Source organism: Cupriavidus taiwanensis (genome assembly GCF_900250075.1).
Classification (GTDB): domain Bacteria; phylum Pseudomonadota; class Gammaproteobacteria; order Burkholderiales; family Burkholderiaceae; genus Cupriavidus; species Cupriavidus taiwanensis_C.
Genome location: NZ_LT977070.1, coordinates 1,830,690 through 1,846,632, shown reverse-complemented (window position 1 = coordinate 1,846,632; position 15,943 = coordinate 1,830,690). Strand labels below are relative to the sequence as shown.

Below are 15,943 nucleotides of genomic sequence, written 5' to 3'. Positions count from 1 at the left end.
GTCGTTCAATTTCAATTCGGAACATTTTCGGGGCCATGCGCAATGCGAATGCCGCCCCTGATCCGTCTGCATGGAGCCAACGCTTATCCGCCGCGAAGCAGCGCCCCCCGATGCCCGTTAAGGCACTTGCCAGCATCCGCGCGCGCCGCCTCCAGACCAGTATCGGACTTTATTTGACCGATACGGGAAAATCGCCGGGGCAGACGCGGTAGACTCGCGGCTTTTCGTTTTTTGCTCCCCGGCCTTCACGAGACGCCGGGCGGCTGAAGGTCCAGCGACCCTGATGTCTTCCCCCACCGATTCCTCGTCCCGGCCCGCTTTGGCGCCGCATGGACACCAGCACCCGGTCGTCGAGCACGACGACCTCCAGCGCAAGCTCAAGGCGCGCCACCTGACCATGATCGCCGTCGGCGGCGCGGTCGGCACCGGCCTGTTCGTGGCCTCGGGCGCGTCGATCGCGCAGGCCGGCCCCGGCGGCGCGCTGCTGATGTATATGCTGATCGGCCTGATGGTCTATTGCCTGATGACCAGCCTGGGCGAGCTGGCGGTGCACATGCCGGTGGCCGGTTCCTTTGTCACCTACAGCGCGCTCTATGTCGACGAAGGCTTCGGCTTCGCGCTGGGCTGGAATTACTGGTTCAGCCTGGCGGTGACCATCGCCGTGGAGCTGACCGCGGCGCAGCTGGTGATGCAGTACTGGTTCCCCGACATGCCCGGGCTGGTCTGGAGCGCCGGCTTCCTGCTGCTGATGTTCGGGCTCAACGCCTTCTCGGTGCGCGGCTTCGGCGAGGCCGAATACTGGTTCGCGCTGGTCAAGGTGGTGACCGTGGTGGTGTTCCTGGGCGTGGGCCTGCTGATGATCTTCGGCATCATGCAGGGCGGGCCGCAGTCGGGCTGGCACAACTTCACCAGCGGCGATGCGCCATTCGTCGGCGGCATCCCGGCCATGTTCGGCGTGGCCATGATCGCCGGCTTCTCCTTCCTCGGCACGGAAACCGTCGGCGTCGCCGCCGGCGAAGCCGAGCGCCCCGCCATCACCATTCCGCGCGCGATCCGGCAGACCTTCTGGCGCATCCTGCTGTTCTACGTGCTGGCCATCCTGGTCATCGGCGTGCTGATCCCCTATACCGACCCCAACCTGCTGCGCAACGACGTGACCGACGTCGGCGTGAGCCCGTTCGCGCTGGTGTTCCGCCATGCAGGGCTGGCCTTCGCCGCCGGGCTGATGAACGCGGTGGTGCTGACCGCGCTGCTGTCGGCCGGCACCTCGAGCATGTACGTGTCGACGCGGATCCTGTACGGCCTCGCCGTCAGCCGCCGCGCGCCGCGCGTGTTCGGCCGGCTCACGCGCAACGGCGTGCCGTTTTTCGCGCTGCTGGCGACCACCGGCATCGGCGCGCTGTGCTTCCTCAGTTCGCTGCTCGGTAACAAGACCGCCTACCTGTGGCTGCTCAACACCTCGGCCATGACCGGCTTCATCGCCTGGCTCGGCATCGCCGTCAGCCACTATCGCTTCCGCCGCGGCATGGCCCGCCAGGGGCATGACCTCGGCAAGCTCGCTTACCGCTCGCCGCTGTATCCGTTCGGGCCGGTCTTTTCCGCTGTGCTGTGTCTGGTCATCATCGGCGGGCAGAATTACCAGGCCTTCGCCGACATCCCGAACCGGTGGCCGGAAATCGTTGCCACCTATATCGGCGTGCCGGTGTTCCTGGTGCTGTGGCTGGGATATCGGCTGGTCACCGGGTCGCGGCTGATTGCGTATGAGGATATGCCGTTTGCGTTTCCGCAGCCGAAGGCCGGGGACAAGCGAGAGGCTGCGTAAGAAGCCGGGGCCGGGCACAGCGACGCATGCACTTCGTTGACGCTCCGGCCCTCTCCCCCGCCCCTCTCCCGCAAGCGGGAGAGGGGAGAAAACATGCGCGGAGCACAGGCTGTACCTACACCTCCAGCCACTCCTTCCTGACCTGCCCATTGGCCTTCAGTTCGCCCGGCGTGCCTTCGAACACGATATGCCCGTGGCCCATGACATAGACCCGCTGCGAGATATCCAGCGCAATCGCCAGCTTCTGCTCGATCAGCAGCACCGAGACGCCGCGGTCCTTCAAGGTCTTCAGATAATCGCCCACCAGCGCCACGATCATCGGCGCCAGCCCTTCGGTAGGCTCATCGATCAGGATCAGGTCGGGATCCCCCATCAGCGTGCGGCACAGCGTCAGCATCTGCTGCTCGCCGCCGGACAGCACGCCGGCCGAGGTGTTCTCGCGCTCCTTCAGGCGCGGGAACATGTTGAACATGTCCTCGACGCTCCAGCGCGGCTTGGCCTGTCGCGGGTTGCGCTTCTCCCCGAGCAGCAGGTTCTGGCGCACTGTCAGCGTAGGGAAAATATCCCGGTTCTCCGGCACGTAGCCGATGCCGAGATGCGCAATCTCGAAGGTCCGTCGCCCGAGGATCTCTTCCCCCCGGAACTTCACCGACCCTTCGGCCTTGACCATGCCGAGGATGGCCTTGGCCATGGTCGAGCGCCCCACCCCGTTGCGCCCCAGCAGCGCCACGATCTCGCCCTCGCCGATATGCGCGTCGACGCCGTGCAGGATGTGGCTCTTGCCGTAATAGGCGTGCAGGCCCGTGACTTCCAGCATGCGCTTGCCCATCAATGCGCTCCTTCGGTGGTGGCTTCGTCCAGCGTGGTGCCCAGGTAGGCTTCCTTGACCTTGCGGTTGTTGCGGATCGCCTGCGGGGTATCGGTGGCGATGACTTCGCCGTAGACAAGCACCGAGATGCGGTCGGCCAGCCCGAACACCACGCTCATGTCGTGCTCCACCATCACCAGCGTCTTGCCCACCGTGACCTTGCGGATCAGCTCGACCGCGTGGTCCGATTCGGAGCGGCTCATGCCCGCGGTGGGCTCGTCCAGCAGGATCACCTCGGCGCCGCCGGCGATGGTGATGCCGATTTCCAGCGCGCGCTGCTCGGCGTAGGTCAGCAGGCCGGCCTGCGTATCGCGGCGGTGCTGCATGCCGATCAGCTCCAGCACGTCCTCGGCACGCTCGCGCGCGTCGCGCAGCCCGGTGAGCCGGTGCCAGAACGAATACTTGTAGCCAAGCGACCACAGCACCGCGCAGCGCAGGTTCTCGAACACCGACAGCCGGTGGAAGATATTGGTGATCTGGAAGCTGCGCGACAGCCCCATGCGGTTGATGACGAAGGGCTGCAGCCCGCCGATCTCTTCACCGTTCAGCCGCACCGTGCCGCTGCTGGGCGCGAAGCGGCCCGAGATCAGGTTGAAGGTAGTCGACTTGCCGGCCCCGTTGGGGCCGATCAGCGCATGGCGCTCGCCCTTGGGGATGCTCAGGTTCACGCCGCGGATGATCTCCGTCTGGCCGAACTTCTTGCGTACATCGGTCAGTTCCAGTGCCGCCGCGCTCATGCCCTGCCTCCTGCGATTTCTGCCTGCACCTTGTCCCATTGCGCACGCGACGCGCGCACCGCCAGTCGCCATGCGCCCAGCCCCACCGCCCACAGCGCCGCCGCCGCCAGCCATGGCGCCCAGGTCGCGGCATCGAAGCCGATGCCGAACAGCTTCATGGCGGTGCCATTGGCGCTGTCGACCTGGACCTTGTAGACCAGCTCGACGGTCACGATCACGGCCACCAGCAGCACCACGCCGGCCGCGCCGGCCTTGGCATAGGACGGCAGCATGCGGCGCAGCTTGCCCTTCGCCGCCAGCGGCAGTTGCATCAGCAGCAGGCTCGCCAGGCCGCCCGGCACGAACATCACCATCAGCACGAAGAACAGGCCCAGGTAGAGCAGCCAGGCCTTGGTCAGGTCCGACAGCGCCACCGCGAACAGCACGAACACCACCGCGCCGATGATCGGCCCGAAGAACACGCCGGCGCCGCCGATGAACACCGCCAGCAGCACGCCGCCCGAACGCACCGCGCTGACGTTCTCGGCCGAGACGATCTCGAAGTTGATCGCCGCCAGCGCGCCGGAAATGCCGGCGAAGAATGCCGACAGGATCAGCACCAGGTAGCGCACGCGCTGGGTGTTGTAGCCGATGAACTCGACCCGCTCGGGATTGTCGCGCACCGCGTTGGCAATGCGGCCCAGCGGCGTCTGGGTCCAGGCGTACATCGCCACCATCGACACCAGGCACCATGCCGCGATCAGGTAGTAGACCTGGCGCCCGGGTCCGAAGCTGATGCCCAGGAACGGGTCGCCGACCACGCGGTTGGTGGAGATGCCGCCCTCGCCGCCGAAGAACTCCGGGAACATCAGCGAGCTGGCAAAGACCATCTCGCCGATGCCCATGGTGATCATGGCGAAGGTGGTGCCGGCCTTCTTGGTGGTGACGTAGCCGAAGATGACGCCGAAGAACGCGCCGGCCAGCCCGCCCACCAGCGGCAGCATCGACACCGGCAGCCACACCTTGCCGGCGCCGACCATGTTCAGCACGTGCACGGCGATAAAGGCGCCCAGCCCGGAATACACCGCATGGCCGAACGACAGCATGCCGGTCTGGCCCAGCAGCATGTTGTACGACAGCGCGAAGATGATCATGATGCCCATCTGCGACATCAGCGTGATGGCGAAGCCCCCGGTGAAGAACAGCGGCAGCACCAGCATGACCAGCACGGTCAGGCTCCAGATGATCCAGCGCGCCAGGTTCAGCGGGCGGTAGCGCAGGGTGCGGCCGGTTGCCACCGGCTCGCGGGGTTGTTGCATCGCTTGCTCCATGGCGTCAGCTCTCCCGGGTTCCCATCAGTCCACGCGGGCGGAAGATCAGCATCACCACCAGCAGCAGGTATGGCAGCACCGGCGCCACCTGGGCCACCGTCAGCTTCCACAGCGAATAGAACGGCGTGGCCTCGCTGACCGCCAGGCCCAGGCTGGTCATCAGGCCCGCCAGCGAGGCGTCGATGGTGACCGCGAAGGTCTGCAGCACGCCGATCAGGATCGACGCGATGAACGCGCCCACCAGCGAGCCCATGCCGCCCACCACCGCCACCACGAACACGATCGACCCCACCGCGGCGGCCATCGACGGCTCGGTGACGAAGGCATTGCCGCCGATCACCCCGGCCAGCCCCGCCAGCGCGGCGCCGCCGCCGAATACCATCATGAACACGCGCGGCACGTTGTGCCCCAGCGCCTCGACCATTTCCGGATGGGTCAGCGCGGCCTGGATCACCAGCCCGATGCGGGTGCGCGTCAGCACCAGGTAGATCGCCACCAGCATGCCCAGCGACACCAGCATCATGAAGGCGCGGTACTTGGGGAACGACGAGGTGAACACCGTGAACAGCGGCCCGTCGAGTTCGGCCGGGATCCGGTACGGCACCGCCGCCAGGCCCCACACCAGCTTGACGCCCTCCTCGATCAGGTAGGCCAGGCCGAAGGTGAACAGCAGCTCGGCCACGTGGCCGTACTTGTGCACCGTGCGCAGGCCAAAGCGCTCCACCAGCGCGCCCGCGCCCGCCACCAGCAGCGGCGCGAAGATCAGCGCCGGCCAGAAGCCGATCTTGCTGGCGATGGTGTAGGCAAAGTAGGCGCCCAGCATGTAGAAGCTGGCATGGGCAAAGTTGAGCACGCCCATCATGCTGAAGATCAGCGTGAGGCCCGACGACAGCATGAACAGCAGCAGCCCGTAGCTGATGCCGTTCAGCAGTGAGATGACGAAGAATTCCACAGCGTGTCCTTCAAGCTGGTGCCGCCATGCGGGGGCATGCCGGCAACCGTCCGGGTCGATCGAGGGTGAGCGCCACCGCCGGGGGCGGACATCGCCCCCGGACACTCCCCGTTATGGTCTGCAAAAGACCGGAATGTCGGCCGGAAAGACCGGAAGTATGCAGGCCGCGCGGCCACTTTGTCAGCGATGGCCGCGCCCCGCCGTCGGGATCAGCCCGGCCGCTTCATCTGGCAGGAGGTCGGCTGGGCCGACACGTACTGGTCCATCAGCGCGTTGGTCTTCCAGCCGTAGCCGGTGTTCTCCTGGTCGTACTTGACTTCCTTGCCGTCGACCTTGGTCCAGGTGGCGACCACCAGCGGCTGCTGCGCCTGGTGGTCGGTGTTGCGCATCTCGACCGTGCCGTTCATGCTGTCGACCTTGATGCCTTCCAGCGCCTTGGCCACCTTGACCGGATCGGTGGAGTTGGTGTCCTTCATCGCCTTGCTGAGCATGGCAATACCGGTGTACGAGGCCATCACGTAGAAGTCGTCGTTGTACTTCTTCTTGTAGCCCTCGATGATGTCGGCGCCGCGGAAGCCCTTGTTGTTGGGGTTGTAGTAGCCCACGTACTTGACGTGCTCGGCACCGGCCGCGCCCATCGCGGTCGGCACGCCGGTGGTGCCGGCGTAGTAGGTGTAGTAGTTGGTGGTGAGCCCGGCGTCCTTGCCCGCCTTGATCAGCAGCGCGAGGTCGCTGCCCCAGTTGCCGGTGATCACGGTGTCGGCGCCGGAGGCCTTGATCTTGGCGGCGTACGGCGCGAAGTCCTTGACCTGCGCCAGCGGATGCAGGTCTTCGCCGACGATCTGGATATCCGGGCGCTTGCGCTTCAGGTAGTCCTTGGCGGCGCGCGCCACCTGGTGGCCGAACGAGTAGTTCTGGTTGATCAGGTAGACCTTCTTGACGTTCGGGTCCTTGGCCAGGAAGGTGGTCAGCGCCTCCATCTTCATGTCCGAGTTCGCGTCCAGGCGGAAATGCCAGTAGTTGCACTTGGCATTGGTCATGTCCGGATCCACCGCGGCGTAGTTCAGGTAGACGATTTCCTTGCCGGGGTTGCGCTCGTTGTGCTTGGCCACCGCGTCCTGCAGCGCCAGGCCGACCGACGAGCCGTTGCCCTGCACGATGTAGCGAATGCCCTGGTCGACCGCCTGCTTGAGGATGGTCAGGCTTTCCTGCGGCGACAGCTTGTTGTCGAAGCCCACCACCTCGAACTTGTGCGGACCGGCCCAGCCCTTCTGGTTGGCGACGTCGGCCACGTACTGCCAGCTCTTGAGCTGGTTCTGGCCAACCGGGGCCATCAGCCCCGAGAGCGGATCGATAAAGGCGATCTTCACCGTATCCGCGAGTGCGGCCCCCGAAACCAGCGCAGAACCCAGTGCGGCAAACGTGGCCACACCGGCCACCAGCGGACGCATTTTCGTCATACCTGTCTCCTTCACTCTTATCGTGGCTTGTGGTTCGATGTCGTCGATGCGACCGGCCGCGTGGCGCCCTCCTGTTCGCGCCGCGCGGCCGGCCCCGGCAGCGCCGCGCCGCAAGCGGGCCCGGCGCACCGGATGCTGGCCTGCCGGCCTCAGGCAGTCGGCAGCTTGTAGTCCTTGAACTGCTCGCGCAGCCGCAGCTTCTGCATCTTGCCGGTGGCCGTCAGCGGAATCTCGGTGACAAAGGCCACGTCGTCCGGAATCCACCACTTGGCGACCTTGCCTTCGAAGAACCGCAGCAGTTCCTCGCGACTGACCTCGGCGCCGGGCTTCTTCACCACCACCAGCAGCGGGCGCTCGTCCCACTTGGGGTGGTAGGCGGAGATGCAGGCCGCCATATGCACCGCGGGATGCGCGGCGGCGACGTTCTCGATATCGATCGACGAAATCCATTCGCCGCCCGACTTGATCACGTCCTTGCTGCGGTCGGTGATCTGCATGAAGCCGTCGGCATCGATGGTGGCGACGTCGCCGGTCGGAAACCAGCCGTCGACCAGCGGGCTGGCGTCATTGCGGAAGTAGCGGTCGATGATCCACGGCCCGCGCACCAGCAGGTCGCCGAAGGCCTTGCCGTCCCACGACAGTTCCTTGCCCTCGCCGTCGACGATCTTCATGTCGACGCCGTAGATCACGCGGCCCTGCTTTTCCTGGATCTTGTGGCGCTCGGCGTCGGGCAGGTCGTGGTGCTTGGCGAGCAGCTTGCTGGCGGTGCCCAGCGGCGACATCTCGGTCATGCCCCAGGCGTGGATCACCTCAACGTCCAGCGCCTCGAGCGCGCGGATCATCGCCGGCGGCGCGGCCGAGCCGCCGATCACGGTGCGGCGGAAGGTGGAGAACTTCAGCTGGTTGGCCTGCATGTGCTGCAGCAGGCCAAGCCACACCGTCGGCACGCCGGCGGAGAAGGTTACCTTTTCCTGCTCGAACAGTTCATAGAGCGAGGCGCCGTCCAGCTTGGGCCCCGGCAGCACCAGCTTGGCGCCGACCAGCGGCACCGAGTACGGCAGGCCCCAGGCATTGACGTGGAACATCGGCACCACCGGCAGGATCACGTCGCTGGCCGAGCAGCCCAGCGCATCCGGCATGGCCGAGGCATAGGAGTGCAGCACCGTGGAGCGGTGCGAATACAGCGCGCCCTTGGGATTGCCGGTGGTGCCCGAGGTGTAGCACAGGCTCGACGCGAGGTTCTCGTCGAACTGTGGCCATTCGTAGTTGCCGTCCTGTGCGTCGAGCAGTTCTTCGTAGCACAGCAGCGGCACCTTGGACTCGGCCGGCATGTGCGCCCGGTCGGTCATCGCCACCCAGCCGCGGACGTTAGGGCAATGCGGGGCCACGCCCTCGACCAGCGGCAGGAAGGTCAGGTCGAAGAAGACATAGCCGTCTTCCGCGTGGTTGACGATATAGGCAATCTGCTCGGGGAACAGGCGCGGGTTGACGGTATGGCAGACGGCGCCCATGCCCGACACGCCGTAGTAGATCTCCAGGTGGCGGTAGCCGTTCCAGGCCAGCGTGCCGACACGCTCGCCCTGCTTCACGCCCAGCGCGCCGAGCGCCTGCGCCAGCTTGCGGGCACGCAGCTCGCAATCGCGGTACGTATAGCGATGCAGGTCGCCCTCCGTGCGCCGCGAGACGATCTCGGTGCTGCCGTAATAACGCGCGGCGTGTTTGATGATGGAGGAAATGAGCAGCGGCGCGCTCATCATTTGACCCATCAATGCCATGAACCTGTCTCCTGAATGCTGTTCTGTTCCACCGAAAAACGAACAACCGTACTATTTTTGGACGGTCGTTCGCATGTATGGCATCGGCAAGGAGCCGACCCGGTCGTGCACTGCCCGTACTGTCGTCGCGTTGCTGTCGTCGGGGCCGCAATTCTGCGGAAATCCATGCACCGGATTCATGGGCTCAGTGAAGGCGGGAAATAACCTTGCGGTGCATGGCGGCATGTCCCGGCGGGGCGCGGTCTCGTGCCGTTGAGGACGTACAATACTGCGTGGCATGTTGCACCTCAACATGTCGTTTTCCCTAGCCACCATCGCATTTTCGTGCCTTCTGCATGCCGCGCCGCACCGCCTGACACGCGTGCCGCGGCACCCTGCCGAAGTGCATGGAAAGCGCGCTGCCACCTGGCGCCCGAGCGCCCTACGCGATGCCAGATACGCCCCAGCCGCACGCTGCACCATCCATTGCCGATACCGCCCCGCCGGTCACCCTGCCGCTGCCGTTCCCTGCCGCGCCCGGCTTTGCCGACCTGGGCCCGCATTTCTTCACGCGCCTGCGCCCCACCCCGCTGCCGTCGCCGTACCTGGTGAGCGTGGCGCCCGCCGCCGCGGCGCTGCTCGGCTGGGACGCGAGCGTCGCCGCCCGGCAAGACTTCATCGACACCTTCATCGGCAACCAGGTGCCGGACTGGGCCGATCCGCTGGCGACGGTCTATTCCGGACACCAGTTCGGGGTCTGGGCCGGCCAGCTCGGCGACGGCCGCGCGATCCGCCTGGCGCAGGCGCAGACCGACACCGGCCCGTGGGAAATCCAGCTCAAGGGCGCGGGCCTGACGCCCTATTCGCGCATGGCCGACGGACGCGCGGTGCTGCGCTCGTCGATCCGTGAGTACCTGTGCTCGGAGGCAATGGCCGCGCTGGGCGTGCCGACCACGCGCGCGCTGTCGATCGTGGGTTCCGACGCGCCGGTGCGGCGCGAGACCATCGAGACCGCCGCGGTCGTGACCCGGCTGTCGCCCACCTTCATACGCTTCGGGCACTTCGAGCATTTCGCCGCGCACGACGACGTGGCCGCGCTGCGCAAGCTGGCGGATTTCGTCATCGACAACTTCATGCCCGCCTGCCGCGACGACAGCCAGCCCTACCAGGCGCTACTGCGCGAGGTCTCGCTGCGCACCGCCGACCTGATCGCGCACTGGCAGGCGGTGGGTTTCTGCCACGGCGTGATGAACACCGACAATATGTCGATCCTGGGACTGACCATCGATTACGGCCCGTTCGGCTTCCTCGATGCGTTCGACGCCAACCATATCTGCAACCACTCCGACACGCAGGGCCGCTACGCCTACAGCCAGCAGCCGCAGGTGGCATTCTGGAACCTGCATTGCCTGGCGCAGGCGCTGCTGCCGCTGTGGCTGCCGCCCGCGCAGGCCGACCAGGAAGCCGCGCGCGATGCCGCGGTCGAAGCGGCGCGCGCCGCGCTGGACCCGTTCCGCGAGCGCTACGCCGCGGCGTTCTTCCGCCACTACCGCGCCAAGCTGGGCCTGCGCCCACCGGCCGGCGGCAACGACAAGGCCGACGAGCCGCTGCTGACCCGCCTGTTCCAGCTGCTGCACGGCCAGCGCGTGGACTACACGCTGTTCTGGCGCAAGCTGTGCGGCATTTCGTCCACCGATGCCTCGCGCGACGCGCCGGTGCGCGACCTGTTCCTCGACCGCGCCGCCTTCGATGCCTGGGTGGCCGACTACCGCGTGCGCCTGCGCGCCGAGCAATCGCACGATGCCGCGCGCGAACTGGAAATGCTGGCGGTCAACCCCAAGTACGTGCTGCGCAACCACCTGGCCGAAACCGCCATCCGCCGTGCCCGCGACAAGGACTTCAGCGAGGTGGACCGGCTGCTGGCGGTGCTGTCGCGCCCGTTCGACGAGCAGCCCGAGGCCGAGCACTACGCGGCGCTGCCGCCGGACTGGGCCGCGGGGCTGGAGGTGAGCTGCTCATCCTGACGACTACAACCGGCACCGCGCGCCTGCAGCCGGCGCAAGCCGGTGTAAGGTTCGCGCAATTCCGGCGACCAATGCCGTGGACAAACCGCAAGGACAAGCGTGGACGCTGAACGCCTGGCCGGCCATCCACTCCAAGGAACACCGCGAGGACAACCATGACCACCACCAAGACCGACGCCGAGTGGCGTGCACAACTCTCCGAGATCGAATACCGCGTGACCCGCGAGGCCGCCACCGAGCGACCCTTCACCGGCCGCTACTGGGACCACTGGGACCGGGGCATCTACCACTGCGTGGGCTGCGGCACGCCGCTGTTCGAATCGGCCACCAAGTTCGATGCCGGCTGCGGCTGGCCCAGCTATTTCCGCCCGATCAACGGCGAGGTCATTGCCGAGCATGTCGACCACAGCCACGGCATGACGCGCGTCGAAGTCCGCTGCAAGGAGTGCGGCAGCCACCTCGGCCACGTGTTCGAGGATGGGCCGGCGCCGACCGGCCTGCGCTATTGCATCAACTCGGCTGCGCTAAAATTCGACGATCGCGACCCGGCGCAGCGTGCGGCGGACGATGCCCACGCTGCCGAAGCGCCCAAACGCGACCCGCAGCCCTGACGCCTGAAAGGCCCGGCCCAGACGCCGGGCACAACCTGGACCCGCATGAAATTCCTGTTCGACCTGTTTCCGGTCATTCTTTTCTTTGCCGCCTTCAAGCTGGCCGACATCTACACCGCCACCGCCGTGGCCATCGGCGCCACGGTGCTGCAGATCGGCTGGGTCTGGTTCCGCCACCGCAAGGTCGAGCCGATGCAGTGGGTCAGCCTGCTGATCATCGCGGTCTTCGGCGGCGCCACGCTGGTGCTGCACAACGAGACCTTCATCAAGTGGAAGCCGACCGTGCTGTACTGGCTGTTCGCAGCCGCGCTGCTGGGCTCGGTGCTGGTGTGGCGCAAGAACCTGATCCGCGCCATGATGGAAAAGCAGGTGTCCCTGCCGGATCCGGTATGGGCGCGCCTCAATCTCGCGTGGGCCGGCTTCTTCGCCGCCATGGGCGTGCTCAACCTGTACGTGGCCTACCAGTTCTCGACCGAGGCCTGGGTCAACTTCAAGCTGTTCGGCAGCATGGGGCTGATGCTGGTCTTCATCGTCGCGCAAAGCGTCTGGCTGTCGCGCCACATGCCGGAAAACACCCAGGACTGACGGCGTCGCCGCGCCCCCGTTTCGTTCCCACAAACCGAAGGAAACCACCGATGGCAGCCGATCCCGCTACGATCGAGGCAATGCTGCGCGCAGCGCTCGCCCCCAGCCACCTGGCCGTGCGCGACGACAGCGCGCTGCACGCCGGACATGCCGGCGCCGCGTCCGGCGGCGGACATTACGACGTGACAATCGTCAGCGAGCGCTTTGCGGGTCACAACCGGGTTGCCCGACACCGCATGGTGTATGATGCGCTGCGCGGTCTGTTCCCCACGCAGATCCACGCCCTCGCCGTGACTGCGTTCACCGACCAAGAGTACCAATCCCGCGCACAATCCCTCGCACACTCACGCGATTCTTCCAGCAACTCTCAGACCTGATTCCATGAAGACCACCGTCCTCTCGTTCAGCCTGGCGGCTGTGCTTGCTGCCGGCAGCCTGCCGGCCATCGCCCAGAATGCCGCCGTCGTGAATGGCAAGGCCATTCCGTCGGCAAAGCTGGACAAGTTGATCGCCGGCACCGGCCAGCCCGACAGCCCGGAGCTGCGCACGCGCGCCCGCAACATGCTGATCGACCGCGAACTGCTCGTGCAGGAAGCCAACAAGCGCGGCCTGACCCAGCGCGACGACGTGCAGGAGCAACTGGAACAGGCGCGCCTGAACGTGCTGGCCGGTGCGGTGTTCGAAGACTACGTCAAGACCCACGGCGCCAGCGACGCCGAGCTGCGCAAGCAATACGACAAGATCAAGTCGCAGTTCGGCAATGGCAAGGAATACCACGCCCGCCATATCCTGGTGGAAAAGGAAGCCGACGCCAAGGCCATCATCGCCAAGATCAAGGGCGGCGCCAAGTTCGAGGACCAGGCCAAGGCCGCCTCGAAGGACCCGGGCTCGGCCGCCAACGGCGGCGACCTGGACTGGGCCAACAGCAGCAGCTACGTGCCCGAGTTCTCGGCGGCCATGACCGGCCTGAAGAAGGGCCAGATGACCGACACCCCGGTCAAGACCCAGTTCGGCTGGCACATCATCGAGCTGGTCGACGTGCGCGACGCCAAGATCCCGTCGTTCGAAGAAGTGAAGCCGCAGCTGACGCAGATGCTGATGGGCGACCAGAACTGGCAGCGCGAGCAGTTCCAGGCCATGATGAAGGCCCTGAAGGACAAGGCCAAGGTCCAGTAAGCCGCGGGCCGGTCGCCCCTGCCGGCCCTGCAGCCATCAAGGATGCAGCGCGTGCAGACGACCGGCCGCTACTGGCAGCTCTGGCATCTCTCGTCCCGGGGCCTGTGCTATTGCGCACTGGCCTGGGCCACCCTGGACGGCGCCGCCCCCGGCTGGCGCCGGCTCCATCCCCACCTTCCCCTGCGTGACCGCTACTCGCCCGAAAAGATCCTGCATGCCGTGGTGGCATACAAGGAAGCTCGCGGCGAGATCACGCCGCCCCCCGGATTTGAAACCAGGCGCGTGCTGACTTATGCGTGTGCGTCGTGGAGTTCAGGCTTGCGCAAGCCGATGCGGGGCTGAAGCGTCCCTCACTGTCGGCGATCGTAGCGCCAGCCTTCGTCGTCGAGCTGCCTGATACTGTCGACGACCAGCGCCACCAGGGCATCGAGCATCTTGCTGCCCTTCTCCGCGCTGGCCCGCGTAGGATCGCCGGTGGCACCGGTCGCGGAAACCTCAGCGATATCCCAAATGATCTGCACGCGCTCGCCAAGGCGGATGCTGTCAGCGGGCATCTGGCGCACGGCCTTGCCCAGGTCACACAATTCCGGGCGCACCGCCATGGTGATCGAGGTTTCACCTTCGCCGCCGTGGCCCAGCCCGTCCCACTCGGCGAAGAAGTCTTCCCCAAGCAGCTTGCCAACCAGGTACCACCAGGCGGGCATAAAGGCGAACACGGCTTCCGGATGCCGCTGCTTGACCTTGCGCTGTGCGATTTCCAGCGGCGCGATATTGCCGTCATGGCCGTTCAGCACAAAGATGTGCCGGATGCCGTAGGCAAGCAGGCTCTCGAACATATCCTCGGCGACGGCCGTCACCGTCTCGAAGCGAAGCGAGATCGCCATCGGATTGGCGTTGTAGTGCATCGAGGTGCCAAACGGCACGCCCGGGACCACCACGGTGCGGGCAAGTCGTTGCGCAGCCTGCCGGGCCACTTCGGTGGGCACGAACAGGTCTGGCCCCAGCGGCAGGTGGCCGCCATGGCTCTCGCAACTGCCGAATACCGTGATCGCACTGTCGAGGTTGCCGGCGGCGAACATGGCCTCCAGCTCGGCCGTGGAGAATTCATTCAGGAAGACCTTCTTCATGATGCCTTCTCCGCCAGCGGGCGCGGCTTCGCGCTCAATATCGGGTGCAACAGCAAGTACAGCAGCACGGTGGCCAGCAGCGCCACCAGGCCATTGGGCCAGGCCACCAGCCACTGGTTCAGCTCGAGGGCGAGCCCCAGCACCATGCCGATCAGTGCCGAGCCCACGCCCGCCCGGTTGAACTCCGGCTGCTGATCCAGTTCGCGGACGTCATAGCGGCCTTTGTGCTTGATGTAGAAATCCGCCAGCAGCGGGCCGGCCAGCGGCGGCGCCATGATGCCGAGGTAGTTGATGAATGGCGAAAAGAACATCTGGTAGAAGCCGAGCGCACCGAGCACGGTGCCGGCAAGGCCCGCCACCAGCACGAGCTGCTTCTTGCTGACATCGAAGCCGCAGGACTGCAGCACGGGACCGGTGTAGAGCGCATTGCAATAGAGCTCGGCGTCGTTGGTGGTCCATAGCGACAAGGTCCATGTGACCGCGCCCGCCAGTGCCAGCAGGAAGCTCTTTTCCAGCATCCACGACACGTAGTTGTATTCACCGACGGTGACGGTGCCGATATAGCCGACGATATTGAGCAAGGGATTGGTCAGCAGGAAGCAGGCGGCCGAGCCCAGCCAGACCGCGCGGGCGTTCCGGCAGAAGCGGAACAGGTCGACGCCCATGATGGCGCCGGCAATCCAGCTCCCCACCAGCATGGTGACGGCCGACGACAGCGGCAGGCCGTGCTTCTGCGACGAGGCCGCGACAAAACTGCCGAGCCCGCCGCCCTCGTCCAGCATGCCGATGCCGACCAGCACCGCGATCAGCATGATGACGGGCGCCACCGGTACCGCCAGCCGCTCCAGCCCTTTCATGCCGGACATGGAAGTCGCCGTGAACAAGAGCCCGCAGAGCAGGCATGCCGCAAAGACCTCCAGCGTAATGGGGGCGATCTGGTATCCCATCCGGCCCGGGTCGAACACCACGATGCCGCTCGGGTTGCCGATAAAGGCCCCCCAGATATCCCCCACCATGCCCGTGATCGCCGAGAACCAGCCCAGCGTCAGCAGCCCCATCGCCAGCATCGGCAAATTCATGCCTTTTGCGCCATAGGCATAACGGCACAGCAGCGCCAGGCTCAGCCCGGTTCGTTGCGCGATCACACCCAGCAGCGACGTCAGCACGAACAGGATGCCCATGCCGATGGCGATGGCCAGCATTGCCATCGGAAAGGAAACGCCCGCTCCGCCTGCCGGGCCGGCCAGCGTACCGCCGATAAACAGGCCGGTGGCGACGTAGCCGAACCCGACCCACACCATCACCTGCTTCCAGGTCGGCCTGCGCGCATCGGGCGGGACCGGGGCCAACATATAGTCTGCATCAACTGCCGGGGACGACTGCGCCTTCTGATTCATGCGGGATCTCCGAATCAACCGTTCCGTGTGCGAGCGAGCCGGGTGCGGGACACCGGCCCCGCATCCGATCGTGAGTCAGCGCGAGATTAACAGTGCGAAGGCGGCGGAAAATGCGGCAGA

Annotated in this window: 15 protein-coding genes; 7 read left to right on the top strand and 8 right to left on the bottom strand. The window is 66.1% G+C overall.

Annotated features, from left to right (window positions below):
• Nucleotides 1–283: 283 nt before the first annotated feature.
• Nucleotides 284–1,822, top strand: coding sequence for an amino acid permease (locus tag CBM2588_RS08575; RefSeq protein ID WP_115680169.1), 1,539 nt, complete (start codon nt 284–286; stop codon nt 1,820–1,822).
• 115 nt (nt 1,823–1,937) lie between these two features.
• On the opposite strand, the gene CBM2588_RS08570 is transcribed toward CBM2588_RS08575, so the two are convergent.
• The 6 genes from CBM2588_RS08570 to CBM2588_RS08545 all read right to left on the bottom strand — a co-directional run bounded on the left by CBM2588_RS08570 (nt 1,938) and on the right by CBM2588_RS08545 (nt 8,924).
• Entirely contained in the window at nt 1,938–2,651 is a 714-nt protein-coding gene (locus tag CBM2588_RS08570; RefSeq protein WP_115680168.1) for an ABC transporter ATP-binding protein, read from the bottom strand.
• Nucleotides 2,651–3,427: an ABC transporter ATP-binding protein gene (locus CBM2588_RS08565; protein ID WP_062799147.1), complete on the bottom strand. Its 777-nt coding sequence runs from the start codon at nt 3,425–3,427 to the stop codon at nt 2,651–2,653. The genes CBM2588_RS08570 and CBM2588_RS08565 overlap by 1 nt, the downstream gene beginning before the upstream one ends.
• On the bottom strand, nt 3,424–4,737 hold the full coding sequence (locus CBM2588_RS08560) for a branched-chain amino acid ABC transporter permease (RefSeq protein WP_115680167.1): 1,314 nt from the start codon (nt 4,735–4,737) through the stop codon (nt 3,424–3,426). Before CBM2588_RS08560 ends, CBM2588_RS08565 begins: the two co-directional genes overlap by 4 nt.
• A 4-nt stretch (nt 4,738–4,741) precedes the next feature.
• A complete protein-coding gene (locus tag CBM2588_RS08555) occupies nt 4,742–5,689 on the bottom strand; it encodes a branched-chain amino acid ABC transporter permease (RefSeq protein WP_062799143.1) in 948 nt (315 codons plus the stop codon).
• A 209-nt stretch (nt 5,690–5,898) separates the two neighbouring features.
• Entirely contained in the window at nt 5,899–7,149 is a 1,251-nt protein-coding gene (locus tag CBM2588_RS08550; protein ID WP_115680166.1) for a branched-chain amino acid ABC transporter substrate-binding protein, read from the bottom strand.
• Nucleotides 7,150–7,298: 149 nt separating this feature from the next.
• Nucleotides 7,299–8,924 (bottom strand): 3-(methylthio)propionyl-CoA ligase, encoded by a 1,626-nt coding sequence (locus CBM2588_RS08545; RefSeq protein ID WP_115680165.1) that lies wholly within the window; start codon nt 8,922–8,924, stop codon nt 7,299–7,301.
• Nucleotides 8,925–9,352: 428 nt separating this feature from the next.
• Between CBM2588_RS08545 and CBM2588_RS08540 the strand changes: the two genes are divergently transcribed.
• The 6 genes from CBM2588_RS08540 (at nt 9,353) to CBM2588_RS08515 (ending at nt 13,641) form a co-directional block, all read left to right on the top strand.
• Nucleotides 9,353–10,927, top strand: a complete 1,575-nt coding sequence (locus CBM2588_RS08540) for a protein adenylyltransferase SelO (protein WP_115680164.1) — start codon at nt 9,353–9,355, stop codon at nt 10,925–10,927.
• Between the two features lie 155 nt (nt 10,928–11,082).
• The gene (gene msrB / locus CBM2588_RS08535) at nt 11,083–11,538 is read left to right on the top strand and encodes a peptide-methionine (R)-S-oxide reductase MsrB (RefSeq protein ID WP_115680163.1); all 456 of its coding nucleotides are present in this window, start codon (nt 11,083–11,085) and stop codon (nt 11,536–11,538) included.
• A 45-nt stretch (nt 11,539–11,583) separates the two neighbouring features.
• Nucleotides 11,584–12,123: a septation protein A gene (locus CBM2588_RS08530; protein ID WP_012352729.1), complete on the top strand. Its 540-nt coding sequence runs from the start codon at nt 11,584–11,586 to the stop codon at nt 12,121–12,123.
• Nucleotides 12,124–12,173: 50 nt separating this feature from the next.
• Nucleotides 12,174–12,500, top strand: a complete 327-nt coding sequence (locus CBM2588_RS08525; protein ID WP_115680162.1) for a BolA family protein — start codon at nt 12,174–12,176, stop codon at nt 12,498–12,500.
• A 4-nt stretch (nt 12,501–12,504) separates the two neighbouring features.
• Nucleotides 12,505–13,299, top strand: a complete 795-nt coding sequence (locus CBM2588_RS08520) for a peptidylprolyl isomerase (protein WP_115680161.1) — start codon at nt 12,505–12,507, stop codon at nt 13,297–13,299.
• 42 nt (nt 13,300–13,341) lie between these two features.
• Nucleotides 13,342–13,641 carry a hypothetical protein gene (locus CBM2588_RS08515; protein ID WP_115680160.1) on the top strand — a complete coding sequence of 100 codons (300 nt, stop codon included), beginning with the start codon at nt 13,342–13,344 and terminating at the stop codon, nt 13,639–13,641.
• An 8-nt stretch (nt 13,642–13,649) separates the two neighbouring features.
• Here the strand turns inward: CBM2588_RS08515 and CBM2588_RS08510 are convergent, their stop codons facing one another.
• Together CBM2588_RS08510 and CBM2588_RS08505 are read right to left on the bottom strand one after the other, a co-directional pair.
• Entirely contained in the window at nt 13,650–14,426 is a 777-nt protein-coding gene (locus CBM2588_RS08510) for a creatininase family protein (RefSeq protein WP_115680159.1), read from the bottom strand.
• The gene (locus CBM2588_RS08505) at nt 14,423–15,778 is read right to left on the bottom strand and encodes a purine-cytosine permease family protein (protein WP_197717959.1); all 1,356 of its coding nucleotides are present in this window, start codon (nt 15,776–15,778) and stop codon (nt 14,423–14,425) included. The genes CBM2588_RS08510 and CBM2588_RS08505 overlap by 4 nt, the downstream gene beginning before the upstream one ends.
• Between the last annotated feature and the right edge of the window lie 165 nt (nt 15,779–15,943).